We start from the raw sequence: 16,282 nt of genomic DNA, 5'->3' as shown, positions 1-16,282 counted from the left end.
GGTTATGTCATTGCCCTCGATCGTTTTTAAAGCATCGCGGTGGACAATAGTCTTTGCATTGTGGGCTATGATTTTAGGTTTCGCCTCGGTTGCTTTTAGCGACAATGGCGATCCAGAATTGCTGTGTTCCAATTACGAAGCCAACCCTCCGTTCATTGCCTCCGGGGTCATGCCCTCGACGCATATTATTCTGGATAATTCGGGTTCTATGCATGAGTTTGCGTACCAGGAAGAATTGGCCTGGTTTGATTACAGTTCAACCACTAGCTTTGCGGCTCGGTCCGGATTCAACGCGACCCAAGCGTATACGGGCTATTTTGATCCGTACGAGTATTACAGTTACAATTCCACGGAAGGGTATTTTTCCGTGGACACCCAAAATGGCCCCTGGAGTGGGAACTTTTTGAATTGGGTGTCCATGCACCGGATCGATATTGCCAGGCATGTCATGACCGGGGGGAAATACAATTCCACCACAAATACCCTCGAGGTTCAGATTTCGGATTCCTCCGATAGGGGCCGTTTCAAGGTTTTCGACGATAGCGAAACACGCCTCGATTTGAATGGGCAAAACCGGCATATGACGCCCCACACGGAAGAGATCGTTTTCAGTTTGCCGGTTAGCGGCATCCATACCGATTGGTATGTATACAGCGCTACCTCATCAGGAGATGACTGGTCCAATGATGGTCATATTGCCACGTACGAGCATCTGCAGGTACACCAGGCACAGGCACCAAAAGGTGTGCTGGATAATATTAACGACCGCATGCGTTTGTCCTTATTTGTTTTTGACCGTACCGGGGACACCAAGGACGGGGCGCATATGCTAGAACCCATAGGGGCCAACGCCACGGCAATAAAAGAAGCGATCAATGGGATATATCCGAGCACATGGACGCCACTTGCCGAATCGTTACGCACTGTGGTGGGGTATGTGCAACAGTCTGACACCGCCACCGCAAGCACCGGACCATACTATGAAGGCGACGATAGTTACAGCCTGAGCCCTGAGGACGATCCGTTTTATTTCCCCTCCGAGGCGCAGGACATCTATTGCTCCCAACAAAACGTCATCCTCATCAGCGATGGCGAGTCGACCATGGATGAGCAAATCGCTGAGAATTTGCATGACTATGACAGCGATAACAATGATCCGGGCGACTATCTCTCCAGCGGCACCGATTACCTCGACGACGTGGCCCTGTGGGCGCACACCACGGACTTGCGCTCGGATCTGGCGGGCAATCAGACCGTGGATTTGTATACCATTTCCATATTCGGCGGCGGGGAAGACCTGTTGCGCGACGCAGCCGTGAACGGTGGCTTTGTGGACCTGGACGGCGGTGGCCAGCCCACGGCCTCGAGCAATGGGACCTCCGAATTCGATCGGGACGGCGACGGCGAGCCGGATCATTTTTTCCGCGCCGAAACCGGGGAGGAGTTGGAAGGGGCCTTGATCCAGGCCTTTTCCTCGATTTTGAACCGATTGTCCTCCGGCTCCGCTGCTTCCGTTATTTCAACGTCCCGTAAGGGAGGAGGGGCTATCTTCCAGGCGGTGTTCTGGCCGAACCTGATCGACGAGGAAGGCAACCAGGTCTCCTGGGTGGGTGATGTCCATTCGCTCCTTGTGGATGATTACGGCAATCTCTACGAGGACGACGGGTCGGTTGAATTCGGTCTTGATGACGGGGACTCGTCCGTTATTTTGTACTACGATCCCAATGCTGAAAAGACCAGGGCGTGCTCCGACGGCAAAGTGCTTAACGGCATCTGCAACGGCACGGCCAAAGACATCAACGAAGTGGAGTTCTTGTGGTCGGCCATGGATTGGCTCAATCGGGGCGGAACGCTCTTTGATGCTGTGAATCAGCGAACGGAGTATACTGTCGACAGTACAACCGACAATGAGCGGCGGTATATGATGACCTGGGTCGACGCAGATACCGATGGTGTTGTCGATGACGGAGAGTACCAGCCTTTCACGACTGACCTTGATGTGGATTATTGCAGCAATGCGACTATCAATTGGGTTCGCGGACTGGACCAGGACGGTTTGAAAAGCAGAGAGTTCTGGTTCGATACCAACAACGACGGGGTGGCGGACGATCTTGGGACATGGCGTCTCGGCGATGTGGTCCATTCCTCGCCCACCGTGGTCGGTCCGCCCATGGAAAATTATGATTTTTACTGGGGGGATCGGTCCTATTCCGAGTTTTACGGAAAGTACCGCGACCGTCGTTATATGGTCTATTTTGGCGGCAACGACGGCATGCTTCATGCCGTGAACAGCGGATTTTACTCCTCCAACGACAAGACCTTTTATAAATCCCACAATCCCGGGACCGATTCCTATTCCCAGTCCGGCGCTGCGGCTGATCTTGGTGCTGAGATGTGGTCCTACGTACCGTACAATTTGCTGCCCCATCTCGAATGTCTGACGAAAGACGACAGCAATCATGAATATATGGTCGACCTCCGGCCACGGGTCTTCGACGTCAAGATTTTCTTTGATGAAAACGGCGATCCCATTGACGCCGATCACCCCGGCGGATGGGGAACGATCCTTGTCAGTGGTATGCGCTTTGGCGGGGCGGGCACACCGACCGAATTCGACCAGGACCGTTTTTTCGGGTCTTCGTATTGTATTTTTGATATCACTAACCCGGAAAAAGCCCCGACATTTTTAGGTGAAATCACCTACGATGGAGACGACAGCCTGGAAATGGGCTACTCCATTACCACCCCGACGGTGGTACCGGTGAAAAGTGGTTCTGGTCTGCAGTGGTATCTCATTCTGGGAACCGGACCGGATAGCCTGGAGGGGACGAGTGAAGAAAGTGCCCGTGTTGTCGTGATTCCCCTGTTAGAAATCGTGGATAACAACGGCGGACCGGATTCCGATTTTTCCTGGCAATTGCCCGGATGCTCCAGTTGTGATCCCAGCCCCACAGAGGCTGGCTTTATCAAGGTTACGTCCCAAGGGGGGGCCGTCGGGACCGATTTTGTCGCTCTGGACTATGATTTCGACTTTTTTACCGATATTTTGTATTTCGGGACTGTCGAAGAGAAAAAAGGGGATTGGAGCGGCGGCCTTTGGCAATTGAAAATTGAAGATGAGCCAGACCCCGGTAAATGGGAAGATAAAGAAAAAATCCATGTGGACAGTCCAATAACAGGGGCTCCAAATATTGGTTTTTATGGCGAGAACGTCTGGGTCTATTTCGGAACAGGAAAGTTCTGGAATGTAGCTGATAAAACAGATACCGATACAAATGCGTTTTACGGCATCATAGAGCCAAAGCAAACAACAGGTCCTGCTTATAATTTTAGCACTATTACAGATTCAGGACTTGTGGATGTGACTGATATACGTGTTGAAAATGGGTCTTCAGATTTATTGTGCGTTGATGGTTCTACAAACTGCCTGCCAAACAATGGGGCCACCGACACGTTTTACGAACTCGTTGACCATATTACAAATACGAGCAATGTGGATGGATGGAAGCGCACATTGACCGGTGATGGGGAGCGAGTCATTGGTCAGCCCACGCTTCTCGGTGGAGTTGTGACCTATTCGTCGTATTTGCCGAATGATGATGTCTGCCAGGCGGAAGGAAGAAGTAATCTTTATGCCCTGTATTATTTGACAGGGACTTCTTGGGTTGAAAATGTCTTTGGTGATCAGGATCCCAATGAGCCATATATTGGGTTTATCAAGAGCCTGGGCAAAGGCATGAGTATCACGCCGAATCTCCACCTGGGGAAAGAAAAGGGGACGAAGGTTTTTGTCCAGTCGAGTACCGGAGAGATTCTCGAAATCAATCAACCGAACCTTCCGATCAAGGATTTTCGCTCCGGTTCCGGGGGCTGGCACACCCATGATCTGGAATAGGGTCTGGCGTCACCAAAGCGTCGATTGACGGCCTGATTGTTCGCCAGTACAGTTTGCTCGGCCTGGGGCCGCTTTTCCGCCAGGGGAAAGCGGTCCTCTTTTTGTATTTTTCTTTCAAGGAGCGGATATGAATATATGTATTGTCGGAACAGGGTATGTCGGGTTGGTTACCGCGGCCTGTTTCGCCGAGATGGGCAACCATGTGACCTGCGTGGATATCAACGCCGAGGTCGTCTCCAACCTGCGCCAGGGGCAGGTGCATATCTACGAACCCGGTCTGGAAGAGATGGTCACCCGGGGGACGGCTGAAGGGCGGTTGCAGTTTACCACCGAACTGTCTGAAGGGCTTCAGGACGCGCTGTTCGTCTTTAATTGCGTCGGCACGCCGCCCCGCGAGGACGGCTCCTGCGATTTGGGCTTCGTGCACCAGGTGGCCCGGGAAGTCGGCCAGCTCATGGACGGCTACAAGATCGTGGTCAACAAATCCACAGTCCCGGTGGGCACAGCGGACACGGTCCGGCAGCTCATCCAGGAGGCATTGGACCAGCGTGGCGTCGATCACGAATTCGACGTGGTTTCCAACCCGGAATTTTTGAAGGAAGGCGGGGCAGTCAACGACTTCATGAAGCCCGACCGCGTCGTGGTCGGAACGGACAACGTCCGCACCGCCGAACTGCTCAAGGCGTTGTACGGCCCGTTCGCCCGGAGCCGGGACAAGATGATGGTTATGAGCGTGCGTAGCGCGGAGATGACCAAATACGCCGCGAACTGCATGCTGGCGACCAAGATTTCGTTTATCAACGAAGTGGCCAATATCTGTGAAGAAGTCGGCGCAGACGTCCGTGAGGTGCGCATGGGCATTGGGGCCGACCACCGTATCGGCTACCAGTTTATCTACCCCGGGGTCGGCTACGGCGGGTCCTGTTTCCCCAAAGACGTCAAAGCGTTGATCAACACCGCCAAGGAAAGCGCCTATACGCCGCAACTGCTTGAAGCCGTGGATGAGGTCAACGATCGCCAAAAGCAGGTGTTGGCCAGGAAAATCCTCAGCTATTTCGATCCACAAGGTGGAGTCGCCGGCAAGACCCTGGCTTTGTGGGGCCTGGCTTTCAAGGCCAATACCGACGATATGCGCGAGGCCTCTTCACTCGAAGTCATCCGGGAACTCACGGAGCAGGGGATGCGCATCCGCGCCTTTGATCCGGTGGCCGGAGAGAAGGCCAAGGAATTGCTTGCGGACAACGATCTGGTGGAGGTGGTCGACGACCAGTACGCGGTCCTCGACGACGCGCAGGCCTTGGCAGTGGTCACAGAATGGAATCAGTTCCGCAATCCTGATTTCGAGGGTATCAAAGCCAAGTTGACCGCTCCGGTGCTGTTCGACGGACGGAATCTGTATCCCCCGGAACTGCTCGGCCAAAGCGGTTTTGCCTATTTTTGTATCGGACGCCAGAGCGCTTCGTAGTCCGCTGAAGATTCTCCACTGGCAGCAAAACGGCAAAAAAACAGACACCTTTTAGACTAAGTGCCTGTGTTGTTGGTTTTTTTGTGTCTGCGAACTGGTGTGCGGGCTGTTGGCGACAGCGGCCGTTCGCTACCAGGGCCGCAGGACAATCCAAACATAAAAGGCATTGTCCACAGGTTTATCGGCACCCAGAAGGGGCACGTGGGGGAGGCGGGACGAATCGGGCAAGGCAATACCGAGAGGAGTGGAAACCTATGCCGGTTCTCGTGGACGTGGTCTTGCCCCGTGAAGAGATGCTCAAAAAAAAGCCCCGCCGAAAGGCGGGGCTTTGCATCCGTGTCAGTTTGCCGCTGGCGCTTGCTTGCTCAAGCTTCCCTGGCAACTCCGAAGTTGGAGTTCTTGGAGAATGGCTCGTTCATATTGCATGGACGGAGGAATAGAAGCGGGTTCTTGCTCCTGTACGGCGGAGTCGATGACATGGGCTTCTTCCCAAAAGTCGAGCAATTCGTCGTTGCCCAAGGTCTTGATTTGTTCTTCCAAGGCCAGGCCATCAAAATAAGGCGCAAATCGGGCCATAGATTGGTATCCCTCCTTGATATGGTTCCGTTTGGCTCGGTAATTGAGAGTATGGTATAAGGTTGCCTATTTTGCAAGTCCGGGACCAATTGGGGTTCAGACCGTGGCAAAAGCCGGCAAGCGCCTGTTTTTTTTCGATCAGTCGCCTCAGAGAGGCCGGGGGCAACCGCGACGGGGACTGGGCGATTCCAAGAAAATGGTGACTGACCCGTCAGTCTGTAATTTCACAATGGATTCCGGGGCCGGTTTTCTCGTGGGATTTGTGTTCCAGGGGATTGACTCCAGCGGTCCGCGGCCCCACATGTTTCCTGTATTCGGGCACGTCCAGCGCGCTATTTGACCGCGCTGCCGACCCGGCTTATGGACCGTCAGGGCTTCAAGCCTGTTTGCAACAGGGGCCAGGAAATCACGCATTGAGCGCCGGACGTCTTGGAAAGCCGCCCCGTCGTATTGAAGGGGCGGCTTTCGGTGTTGGGGAAAGCACCGAGCTTTCGGCTCCCGGTTTTAGGGCCGGCTGAATACAATGCCTGCCCTCCAGACTATGAGGCCCCGGGGCAAGTGATTGTTGTGGGCCTGCCCATACCTGAGTCAGTTGGGGACCAGTTTTCATAACCAAGTGGTGCGGTGCTACGTTGCCCAGAGGAAAAATACGTGCGTATTCCAAAGGAAATCCAATCTTTTTTAGCTAGTGATAAACGGGCCCTGCAGGTCGGAAAAAGCGGTATCGGCTCCCAGGCCTGTGTGGCGCAGGGGATGCTGGCCAAAGGCCGGAACGTGGTCGCCGTGTTTCCCGGCCAGAAAGAACTGGACCGGTTCTGGAGTCTGGTCACCCTTTTTTCCGGCCAATCCGAGCAGGAGGGGGTGTTGTGGGAGCGGCCGTGGGTCAAGCTGGACGCGTTTCGCCCCGGTTCGACCCGCACAGAGCAATGGGGAGCGCGCTGGGCCGCCTTGTCGCGTTTGAAATTGGGGAGTCAGCCGTGCGGTCTGGCGCTGACGGCGGACAACTTTTTGCCCTATTGGCCGCCCAGCGAGCTTGTGGACCAGGCCTATTTGTACCTGGTGCTTAACGAGGACATCGAGATCGAGGACATCGCCACCCAGTTGGTGGCCTGGGGGTATGACCGGGTCGGCATGGTCACCCGCTTCGGCGAGTTCGCCGTGCGCGGAGATATCCTGGACATCTATACTCCGGGATACGAATCCCCGGTGCGCCTAGAATTTTTCGGCGACACGCTGGAGGGAATCCGTCTTTTCGAACCGCTGAGTCAGCGCTCAAAACAGTCGATGACTGAAGTCACCGTCATGCCTGCGGCTCCGGCATTGGGCGGGGGGCATGAGCGCGATCGCATCCGGGACAAATGGCACCATCTCTGGACTACCGGCGCATTGGACAAGCAGGTCAAAGCCCGTCTGGAACAGCATCTCGAGGACGGTGAGGCCGGATTCTGGCCCGGTCTGTATTACCAACGCCCGGTCCTTTTAGAGGACTGGTTGCCCAGTGATCCCGTTTTTATGCTCTGTGAAGCGGATACCTTGCGTTCCTATCTGGAGGAAGAGGCGGGCCGCTGGCAGACCGTGCAGCAGGTTTTCGCCAATGGGGAGCAGGCGGAAATCCCCAGTGAATTGGTGGTCCGTACACCGCACAACGCCCGGCAGGCCTGGTTGGAAGGGACGCAGATCCTCTTTGAGACTCTGCCCGTGGAGCCGGGAGACAGTGCGGTCGCCCTGCCGGAGAAACGGTACACCCGGTTTGAGGACCTGTTTTGGCGGCCGGACCAGAAGCGGCGGCCCTGGCACACCCTGTGCGAGTCGCTCAAGACCTGGCGCCGGACGACCCACCAGACCATCTTGTTGTTCGATTCCGTCAACGCCCAGCGCAAATTTCTCTCCCTGATCGAAAAAGAGGGTGTTCAGTTCCAGACCTCCTTTGTCCCCGACCAGAAAGGACTCTACGCCCTGGTGATGCCGTTTGATGGCGGCATGGAGCTGCCTTGGCGGGATATGCTTGTCCTGGGAGAGGAGGTCCTGCAACCGCGCCAGGAACGGGCGGTGGCCCAGAAACAGACAGCTCGTGATTTTAAGGGCTTATCCAGTTTTGACGACCTGCAGACCGGCGAGTTGCTCGTGCACCGCGATTACGGCTTGTCCCGGTTCGGAGGCTTGCAGCGGCTGCAAGCCGACCAGGCGGGGCAGGACTATCTGGTCCTGGAATACGCTGACAGCGACAAATTGTATGTCCCTGCCGACCGGCTCAATCTGGTCCAGCGGTACCAGGGGGGAGAGGGGGCCGCACCGGCGCTCGACCGGCTGGGCGGGACCTCGTGGCAGAAGACCACCAAACGCGTGCGCAAGGCCATTGAGCAGATCGCCCACGAACTGGTCCGCATGTACGCCTACAGGCGGGTTGCCAAAGGATTTGCCTATTCCGCGGCCGATGAGTTGTACCGCGAATTCGAGGCGTCTTTCGGCTTTGCCGAGACCCCGGACCAGGAAAAAGTGATCAGCGACGTGCTCGAGGATATGGACAGTCCCGAGCCCATGGATCGGTTGGTCTGCGGCGACGTCGGGTTCGGCAAGACCGAGATTGCCATGCGGGCGGCGTTTCGGGCCGTGGCCGACAGCAAGCAGGTCGCTTTGCTCTGCCCGACAACGGTTCTGGCCGAGCAGCACTATCAGAATTTCCGTCAGCGCATGGAGCCCTTCGAGGTCCGGGTTGGACTCTTGAGCCGTTTTGTGCCCAAGGCCCAGCAGCGTAAGACCCTGGAAGCAGCGGGCCGGGGAGAAATCGACATCCTGATCGGCACGCACCGGCTTTTGTCCCAGGATGTGCGGCTGCCGCAGCAAAGTCTGCTCATCCTCGACGAGGAGCAGCGTTTCGGGGTCAAGCACAAGGAAAAGCTCAAGGAAATCCGGAAGACTCTGGATGTTTTGACCCTGACCGCCACGCCCATCCCCCGCACCCTCCAGCTCTCCCTGTCTGGAGTGCGCAGTCTCAGCGTCATCGAAACGCCGCCGCCGGAACGCAAGGCCGTGGAGAGTTCGCTGATCGAACGCGAACCCGGCCGATTGCAAGAGATCCTGCAGCGCGAAGTGGATCGTGGCGGGCAGGTCTTTTTTGTTCACAACCGGGTCCGGGGGTTGGCTGAGGTGCGGGACATGGTCCAGCATCTCGTGCCTGAGGCCCGAGTGGGCATGGCCCACGGCCAGATGGCCGAGCGGCGCCTGGAGGAATCCATGCACCGTTTCTGGCACGGCGAACTCGATATCCTGGTCTGCACCGCTATCATCGAATCTGGTCTCGATTTCCCCCGGGCCAACACCTTGATCGTCGACCAGGCCCACATGTTCGGCCTGGGCCAATTGTACCAGCTGCGGGGCCGGGTCGGTCGCTCCAAGCGCCAGGCCTACGCCTATTTCGTCGTTCCCTCTCTGGACAACCTCCCGGCTGACGCCCGGAAGCGGTTGCAGGCCATCCTGGAGGCGGACTATCTGGGGGCGGGAATCCAGGTCGCCATGCGCGATCTGCAACTCCGGGGAGCAGGAAATCTCCTCGGGGAGAGCCAGTCAGGACAGATCAGCAAAGTCGGTCTGGACCTGTTTCTGGAAATGCTGGAGGAAGAGGTCCGCAAAATTCGGGGCGAAGCCTTGCCGCCGCAGACCGATCCGGAACTCCAGATCGGGTTTGCAGCCCATATTCCCGAGAGCTTTGTCCCGGACACCGGCGAGCGTCTGCGGTATTACAAGGCGCTGTCCTCGGCCGGTTCGCAGAAGGAGCGCGAGACGCTTTTGGAGGAACTCCAGGACCGTTTTGGGGTGCTGCCCGAGCCTCTGCTCGCCTTTGCCGCTGTGCTGCAACTCAAAGGGGTTTTGGCCCGCCTTCAGGCCGAACGGGTCCAATTGTATCCGCAGCGAGTGGTTGTTTCCTGGTCTGAAGAGGTCCAGGCCGTGGATCCGGCCAGACTGGTGGCCTGGGTCGGAGAGCAGGGCGACCGGGCGCGATTGCAACCCCCGGCCAAATTGGAGTTGCGCTTGCCGGAAAAGCAAAGTATTGCCGATGCAGTCACGGAAATCAGCCGTGAACTGGAAGGACTTCTTCCTTCTCAGACAAAATAAGCTTTCCCTGGCGCTCCCCTCCCAATCAAGTTTTTCCCCGCCTGTAGCCGGGTGAAGCGGCTGGACGGGTGCGTGCCGTGGTATACAAAAGGAATCGTGTTGAGGAGAACTATGCGGAAAAAACTTCTCGTGCTGGTGCTGGCTTTGGTCTTTTGCAGTGCTGTTCCCGCTACCGGCGAACAGGTCGTGGACAGGATCGTGGCTGTGGTCAACGGAGAAATCATCACCCTGTTTGAACTCAACCAAAAGGCCGACCCGGTCGTTGAACGTTTCCGAAGCCAACAGCCCGGATCGTTGACCGAGGATCGGATCGAAGAGATCAAAAAGCGCGTCCTGCAGACTATGGTCGACAATATGCTCCTGCGGCAGGAGGCCGAACGTTTGGAAATGGAGATCGAAGACGCCGAGGTCCAGGATCGGATCGAAGAGATGAAAACCCAACGCGGCTGGGACGACGAACGCCTGGACCAGATGCTGGCCAACGAGGGGCTGGACAGGTCCTCGTTCGAGAAAAATATCCGTGAAGATCTCATGCGCCGCAGGCTTGTGGGAGCGATGGTCCGGCGCAAAGTCGTGGTCACCAATGAGGAAATTCAGACCTTCTACAAGGACAATCAAGAGCAATTTGCCCAGGAAAAAAAGGTCGATCTCCGTTTGCTGGCCGTGCCGTCGGTAGACAAGGCGAAACAGCTCCGCCAGCGCATCACTGATGGAGACCTCGATTTTGCCCAGGCGGCCAAGCAGTTCTCCCAAGGGCCAGCTGCCGGACAGGGGGGCGATCTGGGCTGGGTCAAATGGGCGGATCTGGCTCCGCAATGGAAGGAAGTCTTGCGCTCAACCTCCCCGGGGAGTATGACAGAACCGTTTTCCCTTCAGGGGCAGACAGCCATTTTATATCTTGAGGACATGCAAAAAGGGCAGGTACAACCCCTTTCCGCGGTCAGGGACCGCATCGCTGACACCTTGCGGGGACCGAAGTTCGAGAAGCAATTGGAAACCTACCTCCAACGGCTGCGGGACAAGGCGGTTGTCGATATACGGCTCTAGTTTTCCTGCGCAGGCATTGTCTTCGGCGTCGTCCGGACGCGGGGAATTGACACCTGGACAAGCGGCAGGAAGGATGCGGGCCGAGGAGAAAAGTCTATGACATTGCAAGAAATAGGTGCCCTGCTGCGGCAGGAACGGGAACGGCAAAATCTGGCCCTCTCCGATGTTGTCGAACGCACCAAGATCAGCCGCAGTTGTATCCAGGCCATTGAGAAAGGAGACAGCGAGGGGCTGCCGCATCCGGTTTACGCCCGCGGCTTTATAAAAAATTACGCGACCTTGCTCGGATTGGACGGGGCCAAACTGGCTGAGTCTTTTGACCGGCAATACGGCCTTGAAGAAGAAGGCGTGGTCCTGGAATCCGGGGATGCCGCAGCCGAGGAGGTCATCTCCAAGCCCGAAGCCAGCCGTCATTCCGCCTTGGCCGTTGGTCTGATCTCTCTGAGCTTTTTCATCCTCCTGGGAGGGGGGTGGTTGATTTACGATATCTATTTTTCGTCTCCCACGGTGCCAATTTCGGAGCCGCAACCGCCGCTCGGTCAGGATGAATCCGAGGGACTGGAAATGGAATCAGAGAGCGCCTCGGCTCCAAAGCCGTCGGTGCCGGGAGATGGTGGTGACTCCTCTTCTTCCGAGACCGGGGCAGCGATGGACTCGGAACCGGTCCGGGCTCCGGGCAACGCGACCAATGCGTCACTGCAGCCGGTGAACAGCACTACCTCCCCAACGAACGGGCAAACCAATGCAACGCCGGCTGTGGCAACCAATGCCTCCTCTGCCTCGTCTTCCCAGGCCCAAGCGACGCCGACCCCCGAGGTCGAGGAGCCAGAGGCCACTTCGGTCGACACTGCTGAGCAAAGCGGGCAAAACACCGCTGCCCCGTCCGCAGAAGTTGAGGACAAGGTCTTGCAGATCGCCGCTTCCGAGGCGTGCTGGTTTCGCGCCGAGGTCGACGGGTCTACCCGGGACGTCTATCTGCGCCCCGGAGAGACCATTGCCCTACATTTCGACGAATCCCTTGAACTCCGCCTGGGCAACGCCGGAGGGGTCTCCCTCATGTATAACGGGGAAAGCGTGGCTGTGGATGCCTCATCCGGTGAGGTCAAGACCCTGCGTTTTCCCTAGGCCTGCCTTTTGCTGGACTGTGAAGCACGGCCTGTTTGCCGTGCTTTTTTTCGTCAGCCACTGCCATGTCAGAAGAATTTACTGAACCTGTCGTGGTTCTCCATGTTGGGCTGTTCCGGGAAGCGGATTGCTGGGTACGCCTCTTGTCGCCCTCGAAAGGCGTGGTCACGGGATTTGCTTTCGGCGGTATGCGCAGTCGTCGGCGGTTCTGCGGCTGTCTGGACGCGGTGAGCAAGGTCCAGTTCCGTTTTCAGCGCAGCAAGCGCGGCGAATATTTGACCCTCTGCGAGGGAGCGCTTTTAGACCGTTTCACAGGCGTGCGGCAACGCCCCGGGCGTTTGGGGATGGCGGTCAACTGCCTCAAATTTGTTGAAGCGGTGCAACTGGGAGAGCATGGGGCACCGGAAATTTTTGCGCTGTTGACGCAGACATTGCAACTCCTGGACGAAACTCCCGCCTTGGAGCCCGTGGTGCCGCTTTTTTTCCGGGCCAGGGTCGCTTTCGAGCATGGCTACCAGCCTGAGCTCGACCAGTGTCTGCTCTGCGGCTGCGATTTGGAGCCCGGGCGCAACGCTTCCTTTGTCCTGGAACGCGGCGGCCTCGTTTGCGGGGCCTGTCAGGGCCGAGCTCCCGGTCCGCTGGCGGCACTGGAGCGTGGACAATGGGAACTGTTGCGGCGGGTGCTGCTCGCTCCGCCTGAGCAATGGCCCGTTTTTCCCGAGCGTGCCGATCAGGTGGTCCAGGCCACTGCGCGACTGCTCGACCAATATGTCCAATACCACTTGGGCGTTCAATGGGACGGCAATCGCTTTGTCCGCAGTTGAAACCGTGTTGCCCACTGCCCGCAGTCCGCAAAACGGTCAAGCGGTCTGCTCCTGACATCCAGGCATGGGCGCTGGAATCGGGAACCAGTTGACGCCGTTTTCTGGGGCAATACCCTGCGGGAGAAGCATTTTTCTACCAGTTCGTGACGGACGCGCCGCTGCGCCTGGACAGGGCCGGCGGCGGTGACAATTCTAGGTCCTAAGGAGAAGACCTGCATGCAGTTTCAGGACGTTATCTTGCGTTTGCAACAATTTTGGTCCCAATACGGCTGTGTTCTCCAGCAACCGTACGATATGGAGGTCGGCGCCGGAACCTTTCATCCGGCCACTTTTTTACGGGTGCTCGGGCCCGAACCGTGGAAAACCGCCTATGTCCAGCCCTCACGGCGCCCGACAGATGGCCGTTACGGGGAAAACCCCAACCGGTTGCAGCACTATTACCAGTTCCAGGTCATCTTGAAGCCCGCCCCCGCTGATGTCCAAGACATCTATCTCCAGAGTCTTTATGAACTCGGTGTCGATCCCAATGAGCACGATATCCGTTTTGTCGAAGACGATTGGGAATCCCCGACCCTCGGTGCTTGGGGATTGGGCTGGGAGGTCTGGCTTGACGGGATGGAGATCACCCAGTTCACCTACTTCCAGCAGGTCGGCGGCATCGATCTCGAGCCGATCAGCGTGGAATTGACCTACGGGCTGGAGCGGATCTGCATGTATTTGCAGGAGAAAGAGTCGGTCTACGATCTGGCCTGGAACAATGAAGTGAGCTACGGCCAAGTCTACCACCAATCCGAAGTCGAACAATCGACCTACAATTTTGAGGCCAGCACTCCGTCCATGCTCTTGTCGTTTTTTGACGCCTGTGAGGCGGAAGGCCATCAGCTGTGCGAAAAGGGGTTGCCCTGGCCAGCCTATGACTATTGCCTCAAATGTTCGCATCTGTTCAATCTGCTTGAGGCTCGCGGCGCCATATCCATTACCGAGCGTACCGGCTATATTGCCCGGGTTCGCCGTCTGGCCTCGGCTGTAGCGGCGTTGTATGCCCAACAGCGTGAGGATCTCGGCTATCCCATGCTCGACCAGTCCTAGCCACCTGTCGCCTGTAGATTTCAAGCAACCGGAGAAAGCTGAGTATGCCTGATTTTGTTTTTGAAATCGGTACGGAAGAAATACCGGCGCGGTTTTTACCGCGCCTGCGCGACCAACTCGTGGAAACCACCGGGCGCCTTTTGCAGGAGCAGGAACTCTCCGCAGAGGTGACGAGCTATGCCACACCGCGGCGGCTTGTGGTCTATGCGTCCCAATTGCCCGCCAAACAGCCTGTTCGTGAAGAACTCGTCACCGGTCCGCCGGTGGCTATCGCCTACGACGACAACGGAGAACCGACCAAGGCGGCGCAAGGGTTTGCCAAAAGCCAAGGGGTGGAGGTGGACGCCCTGTTCAGCGAACAGACCGAGCGCGGCGCTTACCTTGCTGTGCGCAAGACCGTGGGGGGCAATGATGCGCGGGAGCTGTTGCCCCAGTTGTGCCAGGAACTCCTCGCTGCCTTGTCGTTTCCCAAAAGTATGCGCTGGGAGGCCTCCCAGGCGACTTTCGCCCGCCCTGTGCGCTGGCTGCTGGCGTTGCTGGACAGTGAGATCGTGCCCGTGGAGGCCGTTTCCCTCACAGCCGGACGGCAAACTTTCGGACACCGGACGATGGGAGCCGGCCCCTGGGAGGTGCCTGAGGCCGCTTCCTATTTCGAGATCCTTCGCGACAAGGGGCGGGTTATTCTCGACGTGGCCGAGCGTACGCGCCGGATTCGGGAGGAGGCGGAAGCGCAGGCCTCAGCCCACGGCGGTCGGGTGGCCTGGGATGAAAGCCTGTTGGGGGAGGTCGCCGACCTGGTGGAATGGCCCCAGGCCGTATTGGGGGGATTCGACGCCAGTTTCCTGGAGTTGCCCCGGGCCGTGCTCCTGACCAGTATGCAATCGCACCAGAAAAGTTTCGGGGTCGAGAACGACGCCGGGGAACTCTTGCCGTACTTCGTGTGCACCTTGAACCTTGTGCCCCAGGACCTGGATCTGGTGCGCAAGGGTTGGGAGCGTGTCCTGCGGGCCCGGCTGGAAGACGCCAGATTCTTTTGGCAGGTCGACGGCAAGGCCAGCCTGACGACTTGGCTGGACCAACTGGACAAGGTTATTTTTCTGGGGCCGCTTGGCAGCATGGGCGACAAGGCCCGGCGCCTGGAGGGGCTCGCCGGAGAGATGGCCGCCCGCGTCGCCCCGGAGGCGGCAGATTCCGCACAGCGGGCCGGACGATTGGCCAAGACCGACCTGGTCAGTGAAATGGTTGGGGAGTTCGCCGAACTGCAAGGGTTCATGGGCGGGGTGTATAGCCGTCAGAAAGGGGAAACCGCCTCTGTGGCCCAGGCCGTGGCCGAACACTATCTGCCCACCGGACCGGAGAGTGCGGTCCCGTCAAACGCGGAAGGGGCGGTGGTCGCTCTGGCCGACAAGGCCGATACCCTTGTCGGATGTTTCGGGCTGGATATGGTCCCTTCCGGGGCCAATGACCCGTACGCCCTGCGCCGTCAGGCCCTGGGCATCATCCGGATTTTGCTCGAATACGGCTGGCGCTTGTCCCTGCGCGATCTCCTGAGTTGGGCCCAGCAGGCCTACGCCAAGGATGTGCAGTGGAAAAGCGAACCTGGTGTCGCCTTAGAGACCCTGGAGACGTTTTTCGGTCATCGCCTCAAAGCGTATTTTCAGGGCCGCGGCTACGGTACGAAAATTGTGGATGCCGCCTTGGGAGCGGGATGGGACGATGTGCCCGCCCTGGCCCAACGTCTCGATGCCCTGCACGGTTTTGCGGCCGAGGAGGATTTTGAACAGGCGGTGCTGACCTTCAAACGGGCCGACAATATTATCCGCAAGCAGGGCACACAGATCGATGGCGACCTGGACGGAGGGTACAGCGCAACCGCGTTGCAAGAAGAGCAGGAAAAGACTCTGGCCGCGGCCCTGGAGGACCTGGCGCCGCGATGGGCCGCGCTGTGGGAGCAGGAGGCCTTTGACGATCTTTTTGGCCTGCTGCGGGAATTGCGCCCGGCCGTGGACGGTTTTTTCGATCATGTCATGGTCATGTGTGATGATCCTGAGCTGCGACACAACCGGTTGAATCTGCTCAAGGCGTTGACCGACCGGTTGTCTTTGCTGGCCGACTTCAGCAAGCTTCAAGTCTAATTGAAGGGTGAGG

Annotated in this window: 9 protein-coding genes; 8 read left to right on the top strand and 1 reads right to left on the bottom strand. The window is 57.7% G+C overall.

The genetic code is table 11. The annotated features are described in order from the left end of the window. Nucleotides 1-4 precede the first annotated feature (4 nt). Complete coding sequence (locus DRET_RS08440; RefSeq protein WP_015752121.1) at nucleotides 5-3,895, top strand: pilus assembly protein; 3,891 nt, start codon at nucleotides 5-7, stop codon at nucleotides 3,893-3,895. Between the two features lie 127 nt (nucleotides 3,896-4,022). Next, nucleotides 4,023-5,360: a UDP-glucose dehydrogenase family protein gene (locus DRET_RS08435; protein ID WP_015752120.1), complete on the top strand. Its 1,338-nt coding sequence runs from the start codon at nucleotides 4,023-4,025 to the stop codon at nucleotides 5,358-5,360. A gap of 339 nt (nucleotides 5,361-5,699) precedes the next feature. On the opposite strand, the gene DRET_RS08430 is transcribed toward DRET_RS08435, so the two are convergent. Further along, nucleotides 5,700-5,936 carry a hypothetical protein gene (locus DRET_RS08430; RefSeq protein WP_015752119.1) on the bottom strand — a complete coding sequence of 79 codons (237 nt, stop codon included), beginning with the start codon at nucleotides 5,934-5,936 and terminating at the stop codon, nucleotides 5,700-5,702. Nucleotides 5,937-6,587: 651 nt separating this feature from the next. Here DRET_RS08430 and mfd point away from each other — a divergent pair. The 6 genes from mfd (at nucleotide 6,588) to glyS (ending at nucleotide 16,269) form a co-directional block, all read left to right on the top strand. After that, on the top strand, nucleotides 6,588-10,049 hold the full coding sequence (mfd, locus tag DRET_RS08420) for a transcription-repair coupling factor (protein ID WP_015752118.1): 3,462 nt from the start codon (nucleotides 6,588-6,590) through the stop codon (nucleotides 10,047-10,049). A 111-nt stretch (nucleotides 10,050-10,160) separates the two neighbouring features. After that, complete coding sequence (locus DRET_RS08415) at nucleotides 10,161-11,096, top strand: SurA N-terminal domain-containing protein (RefSeq protein WP_015752117.1); 936 nt, start codon at nucleotides 10,161-10,163, stop codon at nucleotides 11,094-11,096. 96 nt (nucleotides 11,097-11,192) lie between these two features. After that, the gene (locus tag DRET_RS08410; RefSeq protein WP_015752116.1) at nucleotides 11,193-12,221 is read left to right on the top strand and encodes a helix-turn-helix domain-containing protein; all 1,029 of its coding nucleotides are present in this window, start codon (nucleotides 11,193-11,195) and stop codon (nucleotides 12,219-12,221) included. Between the two features lie 65 nt (nucleotides 12,222-12,286). Then, nucleotides 12,287-13,045 (top strand): DNA repair protein RecO, encoded by a 759-nt coding sequence (gene recO / locus DRET_RS08405; RefSeq protein ID WP_015752115.1) that lies wholly within the window; start codon nucleotides 12,287-12,289, stop codon nucleotides 13,043-13,045. Between the two features lie 216 nt (nucleotides 13,046-13,261). Continuing rightward, on the top strand, nucleotides 13,262-14,134 hold the full coding sequence (gene glyQ, locus DRET_RS08400) for a glycine--tRNA ligase subunit alpha (RefSeq protein WP_015752114.1): 873 nt from the start codon (nucleotides 13,262-13,264) through the stop codon (nucleotides 14,132-14,134). Nucleotides 14,135-14,178: 44 nt separating this feature from the next. Continuing rightward, nucleotides 14,179-16,269, top strand: a complete 2,091-nt coding sequence (gene glyS / locus DRET_RS08395) for a glycine--tRNA ligase subunit beta (protein ID WP_015752113.1) — start codon at nucleotides 14,179-14,181, stop codon at nucleotides 16,267-16,269. Nucleotides 16,270-16,282: the final 13 nt, after the last annotated feature.

The sequence above is a fragment of the Desulfohalobium retbaense DSM 5692 genome, from assembly GCF_000024325.1.
GTDB lineage: Bacteria > Desulfobacterota > Desulfovibrionia > Desulfovibrionales > Desulfohalobiaceae > Desulfohalobium > Desulfohalobium retbaense.
The sequence above is the reverse complement of the archived record's forward strand: the minus strand, read 5'-3'. Positions and strand labels throughout refer to the sequence as shown.